Consider the following 18,420-nt stretch of genomic DNA (forward strand, 5'->3'; position numbering starts at 1 on the left):
GACACATCCACTCCGTCAGGAGGTCCTCCCACTTTCAAGCAGGCACGCCGTTAACAACCTCCCGGGTCACGACATCTAGCCCCCGCGAGCGACCGTGTCTGCACCGCGACACGCCGTGTAGCCCGGCAATTTGCGGACGCTCGCCGGAGTGAATTGTCGGCATCGCGCGGCGCCCCCACGATGGCCGGCATGCACCCAGAGCTCAGCCGGTTGCTCGAGGACCAGGGCGGGGTCGTCACGTCGGCCCAGGCCCTGATGGTGCTCACCCGTCGCGGGCTGGAGGCGCATGTGAATCTCGGTGCCCTACAGAAGGTCTGGCACGGCATCTACGGCCAGGGCGAACTCACCACCGCGCTGCAGCTGCGCGGTCTCGACCTGGCAACCGGCACCAGGGTCGCAGCATGCCTGAGCACGGCCGCCGAAGTCTACGGTTTCGACACGGAAGCGACGCCCGGCTTGCACGTCCTCGAGCCGGACGGCCGGCGCCTGCGATCGGCCGAAGGACTGGTGGTGCACCGGCGGGAGGGCGCGCCATTGACCATGTTCGGTGGGCGCCCCGTCACCGCACCGGCGTGGACCGCGATCGAGGTCGCCCGCGGACTGCGGCGGCCTCGAGTCCTGGCCACGCTGGACGCCGCGCTGCGCAGCCGGCGGTGCAGCCGCGAGGAGTTGACGCGGGCGCTGCGGCTGCAGTCGGGGCGGCGCGGCGTCGTCAACGTGCGCGAGTTGCTGCCGCTGGCTTCCCCGCTGGCCGAGTCGCCGATGGAGAGCGAGGCCCGCCTGGTCATGATCGACGGCGGGCTGCCGACGCCGGTCCTTCAGCACGAGGTCGTGGACCTGCGGGGATACGTCTGGCGGCTGGACTTCGCCTGGCCCGACCTTCGTGTCGCCGCCGAATACGACGGGGTCGACTGGCACAGCGGGCAGGACGCGTTCATCCGAGATCGCCGCCGTTATTCGGCTCTGCAGGAGCTGGGCTGGGCTGTCGTCGCCATCCTGGCCGAGGACGTCAGGCGCCGGCCCTGGGACCTGATCGGTCGCATCCAGGCGCAGATGCGGCGGTCCCGGGCGGCGTGACCCCTCGCCAACGTCCGCAAACTGCCGCGCACAGCGGCGTGTCGCCGTACAGACACGGTCGCTCGCGAGGGATGGGAGCTCGCCAGGGCTCGCCGACAGGAAGCTAGCCCGTGCCGGGGCCGATGTTGCTCGACGGGCGGGTCCTCAGGTCGTGTACGTAATCCGCCGGCGCGCCGGCGATCTCGGCGGCGTCGGCCATGACACCCAGGTACCGCGCGGACGGCAGGCCGCCCTCCCAGGCGTCCAGCACATACAGCCACGCCAGCACGGGATCGGTATTGGTGTCCGACGAGATCCGCTCCACCCGGCATCGGATCTTCTTGTGCACGCCGAACTCCGAGCCCTCCCAGTGGTCGAGGTTGTTCTCGTCCGCCGGTGTCATGTCGTACAGGACGACGAACACTTTGGAATCGGGATCCTCGACGATGGTGGCCAGCGCGCCCTCCCAGCCGATGTCCTCGCCGCCGAAGGTCAACCTCCAGCCGTGCAACCAGCCCGTTCCGGCCATCGGGGAGTGCGGTGCGCGCTTCAGCATCTGCTCGGGATCCATGTTCGACCCGTAGGCGGCGTAGAGCGGCACGGGGCAAGCTTAAACGGCATCGGGCCGCGCGGTGCTCACCCGAGCGCTTACTGCGGCCTGCCGCTAGGTTTGAACCGTGGTGACCCGCATCGTGATCCTCGGCGGAGGCCCGGCCGGTTACGAAGCCGCGCTGGTCGCCGCCACCTCCCATCCCGACACGGCGCACGTCACCGTGATCGACTGCGACGGCATCGGCGGGGCCGCCGTCGTGGACGATTGCGTGCCGTCGAAGACCTTCATCGCCTCGACGTGGCTACGCACCGAGCTGCGCCGGGCGCCGCGGATGGGCTTCGACATCGACATCGACGACGCCAAGATCTCGCTGCCGGCGATCCACGCCCGGGTCAGGCGGCTGGCCAAGGAGCAGTCGGCCGACATCGCGGAGGCGCTGCGCGACGTGGGCGTGCACATCGTCGCCGGCCGCGGCGAGCTGGTCGACGCCGAGCCGGGCATGGCCCGGCATTGCCTCAGGGTGACCGCCCCGGACGGTTCGACCGGCCAGTACGAGGCGGACGTGGTGCTGATCGCGACGGGCGCGAGCCCCCGGATCATGCCGACGGCCCAGCCCGACGACGAGCGCATCCTGACCTGGCGGCAGCTGTACGACCTGCAGGCGCTGCCCGAGCACCTGGTCGTGGTCGGGTCCGGGGTGACCGGGGCAGAGTTCGTCCACGCCTACACCGAGCTGGGCGTGCCGGTCACGGTGGTCGCCAGCCAGGACCGGGTGCTGCCCTACGAGGACGCCGACGCCGCCCTGGTGCTCGAGGAGGTGTTCGCCGAGCGCGGTGTCCAGCTGGTCAAGCAGGCCCGGGCCGCGTCGGTCACCCGCACCGAGACCGGTGTGCTGGTGACCCTGACCGACGGCCGCACCGTCGAGGGCAGCCACGCGCTGATGACGATCGGGTCGGTGCCCAATACCAGCGGCCTGGGCCTGGAGCGGGCCGGCGTCGAGCTGGGGCGCGGCAACTACATCACGGTGGACCGGGTGTCCCGCACGTCGGTGCTCGGCATCTACGCCGCCGGCGACTGCACCGGCCTGCTGCCGCTGGCGTCCGTCGCCGCCATGCAGGGCCGGATCGCGATGTATCACGCCCTCGGCGAGGGTGTGAGCCCGATCCGGCTGCGCACCGTCGCGGCGACGGTTTTCACCCGGCCCGAGATCGCCGCCGTCGGCGTGCCGCAGTCGGCGATCGACGACGGCTCGGTGACGGCCCGCACGATCATGCTGCCGCTGCGCACCAACGCGCGCGCCAAGATGTCGGGCCTGCGGCAGGGTTTCGTCAAGATCTTCTGCCGGCGGTCCACCGGCGTGGTGATCGGCGGCGTGGTCGTGGCGCCCATCGCCTCGGAGCTCATCCTGCCGATCGCCGTGGCCGTCACCAACCGCATCACCGTCAACGAGTTGGCGCAGACGCTCGCCGTTTACCCCTCGTTATCCGGGTCGATCACCGAGGCCGCCCGGCGGCTGATGGCCCACGACGATCTGGACTGAAAGGCGCTGAAACGCCCCCGGAGAACCCGTAGCCTTGGTGTTGCATGAGGCCTACTGACGAGTAACCGACAGGAGTTTTCCCAGTGAGCGACCCGATTCACGCACCGAGCGGGCCGAACTCGCCGGCGTCCGTGCTGGGACCGCAGCAACGCCGGGACGCCTGGGACCGGCTCGGCGCCGAGCAGTTCGACGTGGTGGTCATCGGCGGCGGCGTGGTGGGTTCCGGGTGCGCGCTGGACGCCGCCACCCGCGGGCTCAAGGTGGCGCTGGTCGAGGCGCGCGATTTCGCCTCGGGCACCTCCAGCCGCTCGTCGAAGATGTTCCACGGCGGCCTTCGTTACCTCGAGCAACTGGAGTTCGGCCTGGTGCGCGAGGCGCTCTACGAGCGGGAGCTGGCGCTGACCACGCTGGCGCCGCACCTCGTCAAGCCGATGCCCTTCTTGTTCCCCCTGACCCATCGCGGGTGGGAACGGCCGTACATCGCGGCCGGCATCTTCCTCTACGACCAGCTCGGCGGCGCGAAATCCGTTCCCGCGCAGAAGCACCTGACCCGTGCGGGGGCCCTGCGGTTGAGCCCGGGCCTCAAGCGCAGCTCTTTGATCGGCGGCATCCGCTACTACGACACGGTCGTCGACGACGCCCGCCACACCATGACCGTCGCGCGCACGGCCGCGCATTACGGCGCGGTGGTGCGGTCGTCGACGCAGGTGGTGGCGCTGCTGCGGGAGGGTGACCGGGTGACCGGCGTGCGGGTCCGCGACTCCGAGGACGGCTCGATCACCGACGTCCGAGGCCACGTCGTCGTCAACGCGACCGGCGTGTGGACCGACGAGATCCAGGCGCTGTCCAAGCAGCGCGGGCGCTTCCAGGTGCGCGCGTCCAAGGGCGTGCACGTGGTGGTGCCGCGGGACCGGATCGTCAGCGACGTCGCGATCATCCTGCGCACCGAGAAGTCCGTGATGTTCGTCATACCGTGGGGCAGCCATTGGATCATCGGCACCACCGACACCGACTGGAACCTCGACCTGGCCCACCCCGCGGCCACCAAGGCCGACATCGACTACATCCTGCGGACCGTCAACACGGTGCTGGCCACCCCGCTGACGCACGCCGACATCGACGGCGTCTACGCCGGTCTCCGCCCGCTGCTGGCCGGCGAGAGCGAGGAGACCTCGAAGCTCTCCCGCGAGCACGCCGTCGCGGTGCCCGCGCCGGGCCTGGTTGCCATCGCCGGCGGCAAGTACACCACCTACCGGGTGATGGCCGCCGACGCGATCGACGCCGCGGTCCAGTTCGTCCCGGCGCGGGTGGCGCCGTCGATCACCGAGAAGGTGAGCCTGCTGGGCGCCGACGGCTATTTCGCGCTGGTCAACCAGGCCGAGCACGTCGCCGCCCTGCAGGGCCTGCACCCGTACCGCGTGCGCCACCTGCTGGACCGCTACGGGTCGCTGATCGGCGACGTGCTGGACCTGGCGGCCGGGGACCCCGACCTGTTGCACCCGATCAAGGAGGCGCCCGGCTACCTGTTGGTGGAGGCCCTCTACGCCGTCACCGCCGAGGGCGCGCTGCACCTGGAGGACATCCTGGCCCGCCGGATGCGGATCTCGATCGAGTACTCGCACCGCGGGGTCGACTGCGCCCGTGAGGTCGCCGGCGTGGTCGCGCCCGTGCTGGGGTGGAGCGCGGGCGACGTCGAGCGCGAGGTCGCCAATTACACCGCGCGCGTGGAGGCCGAGATCCTGTCCCAGGCCCAGCCCGACGACGTGTCGGCCGACGAGCTGCGGGCGAGCGCCCCGGAGGCGCGCGCGGAGATCCTCGAGCCGGTGCCGCTCTCTTGAGGGCCGCGCCGCTCCCGGTTCGCGACGGACTCGGTCCCGCGCGGGTGCGGCTGCACGGCGGCCCGGTACTGGCCGAGCTGACCGCCCGGTTCGGTGCGGCGGCGCGCGCGAAGGTCCTGGCCGGCGAGGTGGTTGACGCCGACGGCGCGATGGTCGACGAGGCCACCGTGCGGCCCGCCGGGTCGCACGTCTACCTCTACCGGGAGTTGCCCGACGAGGTGCCGGTGCCCTTCGACGTGCCGGTGTTGCACCGCGACGCCGACCTAGTGGTCGTCGACAAGCCGCACTTCCTGGCCACCATGCCGCGGGGCCGGCACGTCGCGCAGACCGCGCTCGTCCGGCTGCGCCGGGACCTCGGCCTGCCCGAGCTGACCCCGGCGCACCGGCTCGACCGGCTGACCGCCGGCGTGCTGGTGTTCACCGCGCGGCGCGAGGTGCGCGGCGCCTACCAGACGCTCTTCGCCCGAGGGTTGGTGGCCAAGACCTACCTGGCGCGGTCGGCCGGCGCGTCGTCCGTCGCGCTGCCCCACGTGGTCCGCAACCGCATCGTCAAGCGCCGGGGGCACCTGCAGGCGGTCTGCGAGCCGGGTCCGCCCAATGCCGAGACGCTGGTGGAACGCGCCGGCGAGGTCGGGCAGGGCCTGTACCGGCTGACCCCGCGCACCGGCCGCACCCACCAGCTGCGGGTGCACATGGCGTCGCTGGGGCTCCCGATCGAAGGGGATCCGCTGTACCCCTCCGTGATCGACGTGCCGGCCGACGATTTCAGCGCGCCGCTGCGGCTGCTGGCCCGGCGCATCGAGTTCACTGACCCGTTGAGCGGGGTCCGGCGCGAGTTCGTCAGCCGTCGGGCCGACCCGTAGCCTCGAGCTTCGTTGCGCTACCGCGCGGTACAACGGGCCCGCGCGACGCCGACTGGCCGGAGGCCTACGCCCTCATCCGAAGCGGGTACCGGCCCGCCGGACTGCCTAACGCCCCGCGCCGAGGCATATCACGGAGCAGGGACTCACCCGGCAACCTTGGGCAGCAGCACATGGACGTCATCGCCGGCGAAAACCTTGGCCAGCAGTGCGGTATCCCAATAGTCGGTCCAGCGGGTGATCTTGCCGGCGTCGACGGCGAACGTCCCCATCACCGGTATCCCGGCGAGTTCGCCTGTGGGAGTGCGGACATAGTCGATGCGTTCGGTTAAGACCACCGGTCCGTTGGCGGCAATGTTGATGATTTCGTACGCGTAGGAGTCCGGGAAGGCAGCGAACTGGCCACCCAGGTCGTCCAGGACTGCCTGCAGGCCGATCGAGGCGGGCATTCCGACGTTCTGGTAAGTCGCGTTCTCGGCGAGAAATGGCCGAAGTGCTTCGGCGTCACGGGTTTCCATAAGTGCACAGAATTGACGAACAACGCCTGCGGGATCAGGCATGGGAACCTCCAAAGTTGATCCGGGGACGGCGCCGGAGGACGCCAGACATACAGATAGTATGTGACCTACAGCCTGTATGCAATAGACTGTTGCGATGCCGTCACCCGAGCACAGGGTCGATACCAAGGCACGCCGTGCTGCACAGTCCACCGCCACTCGGACAGCGCTAATCAACGCTGCGCGAGCACTTTTCGTGGAGAACGGATATCATGCGACCAGTACCGAAGAGATCGTAGCTGCCTCTGGCGTCGGCACCCGCGGCGCTCTCTACCATCATTTCGCCGACAAGCGCGCCCTATTCGAAGCGGTCTTTGTCGCAGTCGAGGAGGACTTAGTGGCCGCGGCGGCGGCAGCGGCACGCCCGGCGGACGCGTTCACAGAACTTCAGGAAGCCCTGTTGGCATTTCTCGACGCAACGCTGACACCGCAGGTTCAGCGGATCTTGCTGCTCGACGGTCCCGTGGTTCTGGGCTGGGAACGCTGGCGCGAACTAGAAGCGCAGTACGGTCTGGGTGCGATCCGTAGTTTTCTCGAGCAGGCCGTCGCCGAGGGCACGGTAGGCTCCGACCTGCCGCTGGACGTGCTCGCTCACGTCTTACTCGCCGCCGCCGACGAAGCCGCGCTATTTGTCGCTAACTCGCCTGACCCCGCCTCTGCTCGCGACGACGCCGTGCGCGCGATGCTGGCACTCCTCAGCGGTGTGCGGTCGCGGACCGGGCCAATGCGCAAACGCTGAACCTCGCTGAGGGTCGTGTTGCTTGGCTGATCGCTGCCCCGGGTGTGCGGGTTGCAATGTCCTGCTCCACCGGGTCGACTCAGGGTTTCTCCGCGAGTCGGCTTGCTGACCGCCACGATGTTGGCCAATGTTGCCGGTTCTGCAGGCACAGCTCGTCAGCGGCAGCTCGAGCCCGGTTACAGCCCGTGCTCGGCGATCAAGAACTCCGCCGCGCGTTCGCCGATGATCACGCATGGCGCCATGGTGTTCGCGGTGGTGATCCGCGGCATGACCGACCCGTCCGCGATTCGCAGCTTGTCAATTCCATGGACCTTGAGCCATCCATCGACGACGGACATGTCGTCGCGTCCCATCTTCGCTGTCCCGGCTTCGTGCCAATAGGTGCTTGCCGAATCGCGGACGAACTTCTCTAGTTCCGGGCCTGTGAGCGGGCCCGGTATCCACTCCCGTTCGGCGTATTCGCGGAGCGGTCCCGCATTGCCGATTTCGCGGCACAGCTCGATACATTCTTTTGCCGCGGTGAGATCCGCGGAATCGGCCAACGTGTTGGCGTCGATTTCGATCGGGTCGCAAGGGTCGGGCCCCGTTAGACGCAGGCGGCCGCGGCTTTGTGGATGTGAGAGCGCACCACGCAGCGTCCAGCCGGCCGCAGGGAGCCCGAAGGTGGCGATAACCTCGGGGGTCGACAGGGCGAATCCTGCCTGGCAGATGAAGAAGTCAGGGGCATCTGAGCCTGATTTCGCGGGCGCACACACCACAGCCTCGGCAATGGTGCGCGGCGGTATAGGCGTGGGACTTTCCCATACGCAGTCGAAGCCCACATGATCCTGAAAATTGTGACCGACCCCCGGGAGAGCGTGACGCAGCGGAATGCCAACGCGAGAAAGCTCGCTCGGCTCCCCAATCCCCGAGTGCATAAGTACCCTGGGCGTGTTGATCGCACCGAGAGACAGCACGACCTCATGGTCAACCGCAGCCCGTCGAATCCTGCCCTGATGGGAGAATTCAACCGCGGTAACGGCTTTTGAGTCGCAGATCAATCGGCGGACGTAAGCGCCGGTCAGGACGGTCAGGTTTGGCCGGTCCATCAATGGATAGGTATAGGACCGAAACACCGACTGCCGCTTGTCTTCCCTGCAGCGCACGTCGGTGATAGCGGCTCCGGCCGGGCCTTCCATCATTCTGCCATTGGGATTTTCGAAGGTGGGAATATCCATGAGGCTCGCACTTTGCAGTGTGGCGCGCGCCAGCGGCTGAGGTTCGGCAACCGGTTGAACGAAAACACGGCCGCCGATTCCACGGTAGTCCGGGTCGGGAACGCCGTGCCAATCTTCGATCTGCCTATAAGTCCGCAACACAGCGTCATAACCCCATGCCGGGTTGCCGGTCTCAGTGGCGAACAGGTCCCAGTCGCCCCGGTGCCCGCGCGCCCAGATCATTACATTGATACTTGACCCACCACCTAGGACCTTGCCCATGGAAAACGGCAACGAGCGGCCATTGATGTGCGAGTTGGGTAATCCCTGGAAATTCCAATCCCGTTCGCTGCCGATATTAGTAGGCCAGAGGGACGCCTGGGTGACGCTGTCGACGTTATCGTCGCCGCCGGCCTCCAGCAACAGCACATTCACATCTGGGTTCTCAGCCAACCGTGCGGCCACTACCGATCCCGACGACCCGGCGCCGCACACCACAAAGTCGTAGCGCGATCCAAGCCGCGCCGCCAATATCTGTTGATTGGCCAAAACCGCTTCCGAAAAGTTCGTCGCCGCAGCGGGTTGCTCACTCACAAGTCTCCTCCGGATCACAAGGGGGGTGTCGCTGGCTTAACAGTTCGCTTTCACGGGCTCGGCCAAGGGTCGAGGTAACGACTGGTCAGGATCACCACGTTGGCATCTCTTTGGGCGGCAATGCTTGCCCGAGTGCGCACCACACTTGCGTGGACGCGAACACCACCCGTTCAGCCCCCTCGATCGACGCAGTCGATCGTTGACTTCACTCACCCAGTTCCGATGAGCCATTGACCTCTGATAGCAACGACATCGACTTCCGGTTGGATCACGGAGATAGTCGGCCGACCACAAAGGGCCGGTACGCCCACGTGTGCGCACTGGTGCAACGACGGTGCGTCCAGTAATCAAATATGTTGTACATCGCCCGGATAGGCTGGTGTCCTGAGGATCTCAGCTTTGGCTAACAACGATCCCAAGTGCATTGCGGCATGCCGGGGGTGCGCCGGGATCTGGGGACATGAATCTCTGTAATCGGCAACCGGACGACGAATCATGATGGTGGACAGTGTATCCGCCATGGCCCGAGAAGTCGCGGTGAACAAGGTAGATATGATGCGGAAGGAAGGAACCGTGGAATCAGCCGGGTACGCTGGCCTTTTCGGCGAAGCAGGTCTTGCCCTACCGGATGCACACTGGATCGACAGAGCGAATCGACAGTTGCCACCGAACCTTTCGGCGCTGGGCGCCAAGTTCATCGATTGCAGCCGCATCGAACGCTGGTTGCGGGTGTCGTATGAGCCTGGTCCTCGCGCATCGAACCTTTTACAAGTTACTGGTGGCGCCATCGCCGAGATGCTCGATCAAACGGCTGCATATTGTGGTTCGCTGGTGACTGGTTTTCCTTGTCCGACACTGAGTATGACGGTGACGATACTGCGTGGCGGGACAGCGAAGTCGTACATCGCCAGGGCGCGACTGCTAAACGTTACGACGGCCAACGCTGTCTTGAGCGCGGACCTCGACGACGACGCCGGGATGCGCATCGCCTCGATTACGGTGGTCTCTCAACTCGTCACCCTCAACAGGCTCGGTTGAGATCGGCCATCCGCCGCTCATGCCGTCGACTACAGATGCCCGCGATTCGCGAGACCGACATCTTGCCTGCGGCATGCACCGCAAGCCCTGCGACGGTTCGACCCGACATCGAACGCGGCACGCCGAGCGCGCCGGGAAGAAGCCGAGGAACTGATTGACCTCACCCTCGCGTGGACGCCAACGAGAGACCTTGGTTCCCGCCAACCCGTAGCGCGTGCACCACGTCGATCGCGGGCGACCCGTCCATGCCGGCAGGACATCCACCCTTCCGAAGTCATAGTTATCTACGATAGACTTCACACGCCCACGGGATCGCGATGAGGAGCCCCCATGTCGCATGGCGTCGTCCTGCACGAAGAGGACCTGCCCGCGCTAGACGTCCTCGGCGAGACGTTTCAGCGGGATCGGCACAGCGCCATCGTCGCGCCCCGCACGTCGTCTCGGTTCGCATTCAGCCGCAGGGACATTGAAGTTCTCGCCCGGGCGCGTGCGGAAGACCAAGAAGCACTGCATATCCTGAGTCGCGAATTCGCGAGCATCGACATCGCGGGACGCCCGAGATGGCCGCCCCGCCAAGCAGGCGCTACGGACCAGGGTCGATGCCCATCTTGACGACCAGGCGGTGGGTGAGTTGAAGCACGACTTCGGCATGGCACCGAAGCCGGCACGCGCCGCCATATTCCAATTTGTCACGGCGGCGTTGCGTTGATCCAAAGCGATCGAGGCCAAAGCGAATAAGAGAGTGGTGCGGCACAATGAATCATGAATCCGAATCCGAAACTTTTCCTGAGGCGGTTTTTCAAACGCTGGATGATTTGCGACCCGATAAGGCCCCTGCCGAAGGCGCAAAGTTTTACTACGGCTTTATTTATGTGAAGTTCTGGAACGAGCAAAACGACGAATTTGTTTACTACTTGGCATACGATCCCATAGACGGGATGCGACTACGCCATTTTTCCAAGAATTATGAGAAGGCTTATCCGGAACTGTGGCGGCCGAAGCCGGTCGAACCTAACTGGGAGTGGTCCGCTGACTCCACTTCGGTGAGGATCCACAGCCTTGACGCCGCTGTCGACACTACTTTGACTTTGTCCACAGACAAATTCAGACTTACTGATTTGCGCGACGAGTTGCATCTGGTTTTCAAGCCCATGAGATATTCGTTCAAATTTACCATGCCCGGGAAAGAGACATTCTACAGCCTTACCACGCTCTGTGAAGTTGAAGGCACTCTTGAAGGTCAGGCCGTCACGGGACTTGGCGGGCTAGACAGGTATTGGGGATCTGCTGACAGCTATTACGGATCGAAGGCTGATGTATTGGAGCAGGATTGGTTTATGTGGCTGAGCGAATATGTTGGCCACACCGAATATGGGTACGCGTCAATCGGTAAGGACCGGTTCAACGTTGCATTTGTTGCTGATGATGCGAAGGGCTGGGTCAAGCTGACCACTTCTAACAGAATCGAGCCCCCCTACGTGGGCACCCCCGCGTATGATGGCCGTCACAGCGCGGCGAAGTCTGTCGGGCGGAATGACGCCGAACCATATGTGGACGCCGATTTTCCTGAAGGCGCGAAACTGTTGTATCTCGGGGAAGATATCTACAACTTCCGCACCGTGGGCTACATTGAAACCGAATCAGACACCAAGAAGGAAGTGCCTGGCGTGGTCCTGAATCCGAGGAACACAGAGCAGCTGATTCGCAGTTTTGCCGTTGACGAAATCAAAATAGCAGACGGCAAATCTCGGTAATCGGATGAGCGGTGAACCCGGACGTGCTGCGGCGGCGAGTTCGAATTCCAGATGTTGAGGTCCGTTTTGTGAGAGGTCGTCGCATGGATGCGATGGTCCCTGGATGGTCAATTCGGCAGGGCCGCACGCAACCGGACTCAGGCGCCGGGGGTGCCCATGTTCCGGTTCCGATAGTCGCGTGGGCATACCCCGTACGCCGACTTGAACAGTCGGGAGAAGTGCGATTGATGGATGAGGCCCCAATTAGCGGCGATCAACCCAATCGGCGTTTGCGCAAGAGCGGGTAGGGCTAGGTCCCTGCGACAGCGTTCAAGACGTCGAGCCCGAATCCACCCGGTCACCGTTTGCTCCTCGTCTTCGAAGAGTTTCTGCAGAGTGCGAACGGAGATGTAGTGCGCCGCGGCAATGCTCGGGACATCGAGGTAAGGGTCGGAGAGCCGATTCTCGATATCTGCCCGAACCCGAAGAAGCAGGCCCGCCTTGCCGCTATCTGGATCCGTCGGCGCCGTGCCCGGCAACTCGGCGACGAACAGTGCCGCAAGCAGATCCAGTGTTGCATTGGCGAGGTAGCAAGAGTCCGAAGGCATCCCAGCGTCAAGTTGCCGACGGACGCCGTTGAGATATTGCGACACCAGCAATCCCACGCCCTGCCGACAATTTATCGGTCGAAGCGGTAACTGCTCCAACTGCGCTGGAGACAGCCGTAGCGCCCCTCGGGAGAACATCACTGTCTGCATGTGGGACGAAGGACCCGAGCTGATCTGGTATGGACGGCTCGTGTCGTACAAGAGGAGGTCTCCGGGCCTCAGCGTGGCCTCGCGACTGCCCTGGGACACCGCGGAGATGCCGGAAAGCTGAAGGCCAACCTTCAGATACTCCGGGCCGTCGGCAGTGATGAGCGTTCTGGTACGACGAGCCACACATGGGTCGCGGACCCACAGGTCGGTTAACTCGACGTGCCCCAGACTCGCTGAGCGTGCCTTAGCTTGGAAGGTTCCGGCATCGTCGGTCGACAACCGCATCGGGACCAATTGCTCGGAGATGAAGCGGTCAAGCGCCTCGAGCTGCACTACTCGAGTAGCGTGCCGACTAGGGGCGACGTCGACCTGCCGGTATCGCGCCGAGGTTCTGTCACCTTTATCAGCGCGGTCTTCTTTGCTCATTCCGAAATGCCTCATCTCCACCGCTTGCCTCGAAGGCTGAGCGCCTTGTGCGCGAAACCTTGAGCACCGCCACGAAGCAACCAATGCCTGAGCTTGACACGACTCAGCCATGACATCGGTTCGTCCGGGGGTGACAATCCGCGCTACATCGGCTGGGCGAAGCGCGGACGTCGACGCCCGGGACGCTGGTGGGCCCGGCGGCGCCGGCCCGGATCCTTGCGCACGGCTGCGTCCTGGGTGCCACAAAGCCGCACCGACCAGCGAACGTCCTTTCAAAATCGAAGGTTTCGCTCCCTAAAGGCGCGGACATCACCATCTGCACCTCGCGAGAACTTCGTCCCACAACGCTGGCGTATCGCTGGCGAGAGTGCCTGCCGGAATGCGCACGGCACTTAGCTGCGCGCGCACAACACCGGGTGGTTGGATCCGTCGATTGTGCTGCGTACGTCCTCAATCCGGATCCCACCGCCAAACGGGCGAGCCCCACTCGCCCCGAGCGCATACCAAACCTGTTGCAAGGGTGCGCACAATCTGGTGGCGGTGTCGTGGTCGGACGCTCGTCCGCGGCAACTGGCCAACAAACATTCAGCGTGCGGGTATTTGCCAGCGCGGCACCCGCTCGCTGAGGTAACGGGAAAAGGGCACGTCGGGCGCGGCAAGTGCTAGCGTCAGTGGCGAAATTTTCGACCGCAGCTAAGGCGTCGATGCGCAATGTTCGTGGGCAATTCGTGCCGTAGTCATCGAGAGTTTTCACCGGATTTCCGCCGTCGGAGAGTGTGACAGTCATGGACTTCATATCGCTGCCCCCCGAGATCACCTCGGCAATGATCCACTCCGGGCCCGGAGCGGAATCGCTGATCGAGGCAGCCAACGCGTGGCACAGCCTGGGCGTCGGGCTGGAGGAAACCGCTCCGCTCTACAACGAGGCGGTCTCGTCGCTGACGCAGGCCTGGCAGGGTCCCTCCTCGGCGGCGATGAACGATGCCGTCGCGCCGTACCTCACCTGGGTGCGCGCCACCGCGCAGCAGTGCCGGCAGGTGGCCTCGTCGGCGAACGCCGCCGCCGCGGCTTTCACCTCCACCCAGGCCGCGGTGGTCCCGCCGGCGCAGGTCGCCGCCAACCGGGCGCGGCTGCTCCAGCTGATGGCCACCGACCGGCTGGGCAGCAATCTCGCGGCCATCGCCGAGACCGAATCCCAGTACCAGACCATGTGGGCGAACAACTCCGCGGCGATGTACCGCTATCAGGCGGCCTCGACGCAAGCGCTCGAGCTGCCCCAGTTCTCGTCGCCGCCCGCGATCGCCAGCGACACCGGCACGGCCACCCAGGCCACCGCCGCGTCCGCCGCCGCCACCACCCCGGCGCAATCCATCGGCGACTTCCTGACATCGATCCTCAGCACCCCTTTCGGCTTCGACCCGAACGCCGGCTGGTTCGGGCTGGCGAACACCTACGCGAACCAGTTCGTCTCGTCCGGCTTCCCCATCAACATGCTTAGCTACGTGGCGCAGGCCAACTCGGCCCAGGCCCTGCAGGCCGTGGGCGGGGAGGTCGGGCAGGGCCTGGAGGAGGGCGAGGGCGCCCTGGGCGCGGCGGCCAGCGACCTGTCCAGCGCGATCCGCACCGTTGGGGCCACCGCGGCGCCCACGGGAGCCATGGGTGTCGCGGTGTCGGTGGGCAAGCTGAGCGCGCCGCCCGCGGTGGTCGGGCTGCTACCCGCCTCCCAGACGCCCGTGCAACTCGCGTCCGCGGCGTCCCCGCTCGACGCCGGGGACGCCGGGTTCCCCATGCTGCCCCCGTTGATGCCGCCGCCGATCTCGGCCGGCAGCGGCTGGCGCAAGAGAAAACAGCAGAAGTACGAGGATCTCGCGTTCGGTAAGGAACTCAAGGGCAACGTCATGCCCCGATCGCCGTCGGCGGGATGAGGGCGCAGCGCGGTGCGGGGGAAACCGAAATGCCTTGTCGCATGAGGCAGCCATCGTTCTCGAACTCGGGGTAGGGCGTCATGGATTTTGGGATGCTGCCCCCCGAAATCACCTCGGCGCTCATTCACTCGGGACCTGGTGCGGGATCACTGGTCGAGGCCTCCGGGGTGTGGCGCGCGCTGGCCATCGACGTCGAGGAGGCCCTTCCGGGCTACGCCGCCGAGCTGTGGTCGCTGGGCGAGGCCTGGCGCGGGCCGTCCGCGGCGGCGATGGTCCAGGCCGTCGAGCCGTACCTGGCCTGGCTGCGCGCCACGGCGCAGCAGTGCGAGCAGGTCGGCACCTCGCTGCTGGCGGCCGCGTCGGCGTTCGAAGCGGCCCGTAGCTCGATCGCCCTGCCGGCGGAGGTCGCCGCCAACCGGGCCCGGCTGGCGCAGCTGTTGGCGACCAACTGGCTGGGGAACAACCTCGTGCCGATCGCCGAGACCGAAGCGCAGTACGAGGGCATGTGGGTCAGGAATTCGGCGGCGATGTACCGCTACCAGGCGGCCTCGGCGCAGGCCCTTGACCTGCCGCAGTTCTCATCGCCGCCCGCGATCGTCAACCCGGCGGCGGCCGCCGCCCAGACGGTCACCGCCGCTGCGCCGGTCGCCGCCGCCCCGGTGCAGTCGCCGCTGGGCGACTTGCTGACCTCGCTGCTGAGCACGCCGCTGGGCTTCAACCCCCAGAAGGGCTGGTTCGGGCTGCTCAACGCCTACGCCAACCAGTTCATCGCCGGCGGGATTCCGATCAACCTGCTCAGCTACCTGGCCCAGCTCGGCTCGTCGCAGACCCTGCAGAACGTGGGTGGCGACATCGCCCAGGGGCTGGGCGAGGGCGAGAGCGCGCTGGGTGCGGTCGCCAACGGCCTGTCCGGCGCGGCGCGCGCCGTCGGATCGGTCTCGGCGCCCACCGCCGCGACGGGTGTCGGCGTTCTGGTGGGCAAGCTGATGATGCCGCCGTCCGTGGTAGGAGTGGTCCCCGGGGCGCAGGTGCCGGTGCAGCTGGCGTCGGCGGCGTCGCCGCTTCCCACGGGGGAGTTCGGGCTGCCGGCGATCCAGATGCCGCCGTTCCGGATGCCGCAGCCGGCGGCGGGCGCGCGCAAGCGCGAGGGCCGCGACTACGACAACATCGAACTCGGGCTGGAGCTCAAGGGGACGGTCATGCACCGGCCGCCCTCGGCCGGTTGAGCTACCCGGCTTCGATCGTCGGGACGGCGGTCTCGTGCTCGCCCTCGGCGAGGGTGAAGTAGTTCTCCTCCTCCTGCACGAAGTGCAGCCGGAGCAGCGCGTACAGGCCGTACAGGCACGCGAGCAGGTCGTCGACCTGATCGGGCGGGATCGCGCCGCCGCCGGGGGCCAGCCTCAGGTGGGCGCCGACCCGGTCCGACAGCCGTTGTATCTCGGCGTGGGTGCGGCTCATCGTCGCCGTGGCCTCGCCCGTGCCCAGGGGGTGGGCCAGCGCCGGGTAGAGCTGGGTCTCCTCGGCACGTTCGTGGGGCAGGATTCGCTCGTTCAGCAGCGCGTGCGCGCGGGCGACCGCCTCCAGGGCCGGTCCGTCCGGCGCGGCCGCCAGGCGGTCGGCGGCGTCGCGCAGCACCCCGACGGCGTCCCGCAGTTCGTCGTGCTCGGCGTCGAAACGCCGCAACATCTCCTCGGTGCGCGGCGGCAGGTCGACCTCGACGGCCGGGTTGGCGCGCAGCGCCCGCAACGCGTTGCCGATCACCGCGACGTCGATGCCCTCCTGCAGCAGCGCGCCCACGGCCGGCGGCAGCCACCCGACGGCTGCGACGGCCATCGCGGCCAGCGAGAGTCCCATGCCGACGACGGCGCTCTGCACCGCGATCCGCCGCGACCAGCGGGCGATGTCCATCGCGTCGGCGAGCCGCTCCAGCCGGTCGGTGGTCAGCACGATGTCGGCGGCCTCCGACGACGCGGTCGTGCCGCGGGCGCCCATCGCCACGCCGACGCTGGCCGCCGCCAGGGCGGGCGCGTCGTTGACCCCGTCACCGACCATCACGGTGACCGCGCGGTCCTTCTCGGCGCGCACGGCGGCGACCTTGTCGGCCGGGCTCTGCCCGGCATACACCTCGTCGAGGCCCAGCACGGCGCCCACTTCCCGGGCCGGTTCCGCGCGGTCGCCGGTGAGCATCACCAGCCGGCTCAGCCCGGCGGCGCGCAATCGCCGCACGGTTCGGGGCGCGTGGCGGCGCAGCGGGTCGCGCAGCAGCACCGCGCCGGCCGCGCGCCCATCGATGCGCACCCAGGCGATCGCGGCGCTGTCCAGCAGGGCGCGATTCACGGCCGTGCGCGCCCACGCCGCCGACTCCGTCTCCCCGGGGTCCTTGCCGACCTGGATGCGGCGGCCGTCGACGGTGCCCGTGACCCCGCGCCCCGGTTCCTCGATCACCGCGGCGGGCAGGGACAGGGCCAGGCCGCGGGCGCGGGCATCGGTGACGATCGCCTCGGCCAGCACGTGGGGCGACAGCTGATCCACCGAGGCCGCCAGCCGCAATATTTCGATCGCGTCCTGCCCCGGGGCGGCCGCGACGTCGATCACGACGGGCCGCCCCGTCGTCACCGTGCCGGTCTTGTCCATCGCCAACGTGGTCGCGCGGCCGAGGGTTTCCAGTGCCGCCCCGTTGCGGATCACCACGCCGTGACGGGAGGCCCGCGACAGGCCGGACACGATCGCCACCGGCGCGGCCAGCAGCAGCGGGCACGGGGTCGCCACCACCAGCACCGCCACCGCCCGCACGGCGGAGCCGCTGGCCAGCCACGCCCCGCCCGAGATCAGCAGTGTCAGCGGCAGGAACCAGGCGGCGTAGCGGTCGGCCAGCCGGACCACCGGCGCGTTCTCGGCCCCGGCCTGCTCGGCGAGGCGGACGATTTGCGCGTAGGTGCTGTCGGCGGCGGTGGCGCTGGCCTGGATCTCGAACGCCCCGCCCGCGTTGACCACCCCGCTGCGCACCGGTTCGCCGACGCCGCGCTCGACCTGCAGCGGTTCGCCGGTCAGAACGGATTCGTCGAGCACCGCCGCCGGGCCGGTGACCCGCCCGTCCACGGGGACCACCTCGCCCGGTCCGACGACCAGCTGGTCCCCGAACGCCACGTCGTCGAGCGCGATCACGGACACTGAAGCGCCGACTCGTCGGCGGGCGAAGCGCGGCGCGTGCTCCAGCAGCGCGCGAAGGTCGTGGGACGCGCGGCGTTCGGCCGCCGCCTCGAGGGCCCGCCCGCCGGCCAGCATCACCGCGATCAGCGCGCCGGCCAGGTACTCGCCGACCAGCAAGGTCCCGACCAGGGACAGCACCGCGATCACGTCGACGCCGACCCGCCCCCGGCGCAGGGCCGTCAGCACCCACACCACCGCGGGCACGATGGCCACCGCCGTGCCCGTTATCCAGCACCAATCGGCCACCGGTTGCGAGCCGGCCAGCCAGGCGATGCCGCCAGCGGCCAGCGCGCCGACGGTCACCGCGACCAGAACCGGCTCGACCAACTCCCGGATGACAAAACCCTTACCGCCCACACCATTCCCTTTCGGCGCGCCAGGCCAGCCTGACGCGCCT

The 18,420-nt window shown here is 67.4% G+C and carries 14 protein-coding genes; 9 read left to right on the forward strand and 5 right to left on the reverse strand.

Going from position 1 to position 18,420, the window contains the following annotated elements:
• Positions 1 to 189: 189 nt before the first annotated feature.
• Entirely contained in the window at positions 190 to 1,077 is an 888-nt protein-coding gene (locus G6N56_RS23510; protein WP_085255960.1) for a type IV toxin-antitoxin system AbiEi family antitoxin, read from the forward strand.
• A 103-nt stretch (positions 1,078 to 1,180) separates the two neighbouring features.
• On the opposite strand, the gene G6N56_RS23515 is transcribed toward G6N56_RS23510, so the two are convergent.
• A complete protein-coding gene (locus tag G6N56_RS23515; RefSeq protein ID WP_085255915.1) occupies positions 1,181 to 1,657 on the reverse strand; it encodes a gamma-glutamylcyclotransferase family protein in 477 nt (158 codons plus the stop codon).
• A gap of 76 nt (positions 1,658 to 1,733) precedes the next feature.
• On the opposite strand from G6N56_RS23515, the gene G6N56_RS23520 reads away from it, so the two are divergent.
• The 3 genes from G6N56_RS23520 (at position 1,734) to G6N56_RS23530 (ending at position 5,850) form a co-directional block, all read left to right on the forward strand.
• Entirely contained in the window at positions 1,734 to 3,149 is a 1,416-nt protein-coding gene (locus G6N56_RS23520; RefSeq protein ID WP_085255916.1) for an NAD(P)H-quinone dehydrogenase, read from the forward strand.
• 83 nt (positions 3,150 to 3,232) lie between these two features.
• Entirely contained in the window at positions 3,233 to 4,987 is a 1,755-nt protein-coding gene (locus G6N56_RS23525) for a glycerol-3-phosphate dehydrogenase/oxidase (protein ID WP_085255917.1), read from the forward strand.
• Complete coding sequence (locus tag G6N56_RS23530) at positions 4,984 to 5,850, forward strand: pseudouridine synthase (RefSeq protein ID WP_085255918.1); 867 nt, start codon at positions 4,984 to 4,986, stop codon at positions 5,848 to 5,850. Before G6N56_RS23525 ends, G6N56_RS23530 begins: the two co-directional genes overlap by 4 nt.
• A gap of 143 nt (positions 5,851 to 5,993) precedes the next feature.
• On the opposite strand, the gene G6N56_RS23535 is transcribed toward G6N56_RS23530, so the two are convergent.
• Positions 5,994 to 6,407: a limonene-1,2-epoxide hydrolase family protein gene (locus G6N56_RS23535; RefSeq protein WP_085255919.1), complete on the reverse strand. Its 414-nt coding sequence runs from the start codon at positions 6,405 to 6,407 to the stop codon at positions 5,994 to 5,996.
• A 94-nt stretch (positions 6,408 to 6,501) separates the two neighbouring features.
• On the opposite strand from G6N56_RS23535, the gene G6N56_RS23540 reads away from it, so the two are divergent.
• A complete protein-coding gene (locus tag G6N56_RS23540) occupies positions 6,502 to 7,143 on the forward strand; it encodes a TetR/AcrR family transcriptional regulator (protein WP_085255920.1) in 642 nt (213 codons plus the stop codon).
• Positions 7,144 to 7,319: 176 nt separating this feature from the next.
• Here the strand turns inward: G6N56_RS23540 and G6N56_RS23545 are convergent, their stop codons facing one another.
• Positions 7,320 to 8,873: a GMC family oxidoreductase gene (locus G6N56_RS23545; RefSeq protein WP_085255961.1), complete on the reverse strand. Its 1,554-nt coding sequence runs from the start codon at positions 8,871 to 8,873 to the stop codon at positions 7,320 to 7,322.
• A gap of 555 nt (positions 8,874 to 9,428) precedes the next feature.
• Here G6N56_RS23545 and G6N56_RS23550 point away from each other — a divergent pair.
• Entirely contained in the window at positions 9,429 to 9,971 is a 543-nt protein-coding gene (locus G6N56_RS23550; RefSeq protein WP_158090718.1) for a PaaI family thioesterase, read from the forward strand.
• Positions 9,972 to 10,726: 755 nt separating this feature from the next.
• On the forward strand, positions 10,727 to 11,725 hold the full coding sequence (locus tag G6N56_RS23555; RefSeq protein ID WP_085255921.1) for a hypothetical protein: 999 nt from the start codon (positions 10,727 to 10,729) through the stop codon (positions 11,723 to 11,725).
• Positions 11,726 to 11,862: 137 nt separating this feature from the next.
• On the opposite strand, the gene G6N56_RS23560 is transcribed toward G6N56_RS23555, so the two are convergent.
• Positions 11,863 to 12,888 (reverse strand): AraC-like ligand-binding domain-containing protein, encoded by a 1,026-nt coding sequence (locus tag G6N56_RS23560; protein WP_158090719.1) that lies wholly within the window; start codon positions 12,886 to 12,888, stop codon positions 11,863 to 11,865.
• Between the two features lie 785 nt (positions 12,889 to 13,673).
• Here G6N56_RS23560 and G6N56_RS23565 point away from each other — a divergent pair.
• Together G6N56_RS23565 and G6N56_RS23570 are read left to right on the forward strand one after the other, a co-directional pair.
• A complete protein-coding gene (locus G6N56_RS23565) occupies positions 13,674 to 14,813 on the forward strand; it encodes a PPE family protein (protein ID WP_085255923.1) in 1,140 nt (379 codons plus the stop codon).
• Positions 14,814 to 14,893: 80 nt separating this feature from the next.
• On the forward strand, positions 14,894 to 16,039 hold the full coding sequence (locus G6N56_RS23570; RefSeq protein WP_085255924.1) for a PPE family protein: 1,146 nt from the start codon (positions 14,894 to 14,896) through the stop codon (positions 16,037 to 16,039).
• A 1-nt stretch (position 16,040) separates the two neighbouring features.
• On the opposite strand, the gene G6N56_RS23575 is transcribed toward G6N56_RS23570, so the two are convergent.
• Positions 16,041 to 18,380: a heavy metal translocating P-type ATPase gene (locus G6N56_RS23575; protein WP_142280615.1), complete on the reverse strand. Its 2,340-nt coding sequence runs from the start codon at positions 18,378 to 18,380 to the stop codon at positions 16,041 to 16,043.
• Positions 18,381 to 18,420: the final 40 nt, after the last annotated feature.

Origin of the sequence: Mycobacterium saskatchewanense (assembly GCF_010729105.1) — a bacterium.
GTDB classification, from domain to species: Bacteria; Actinomycetota; Actinomycetes; order Mycobacteriales; family Mycobacteriaceae; genus Mycobacterium; species Mycobacterium saskatchewanense.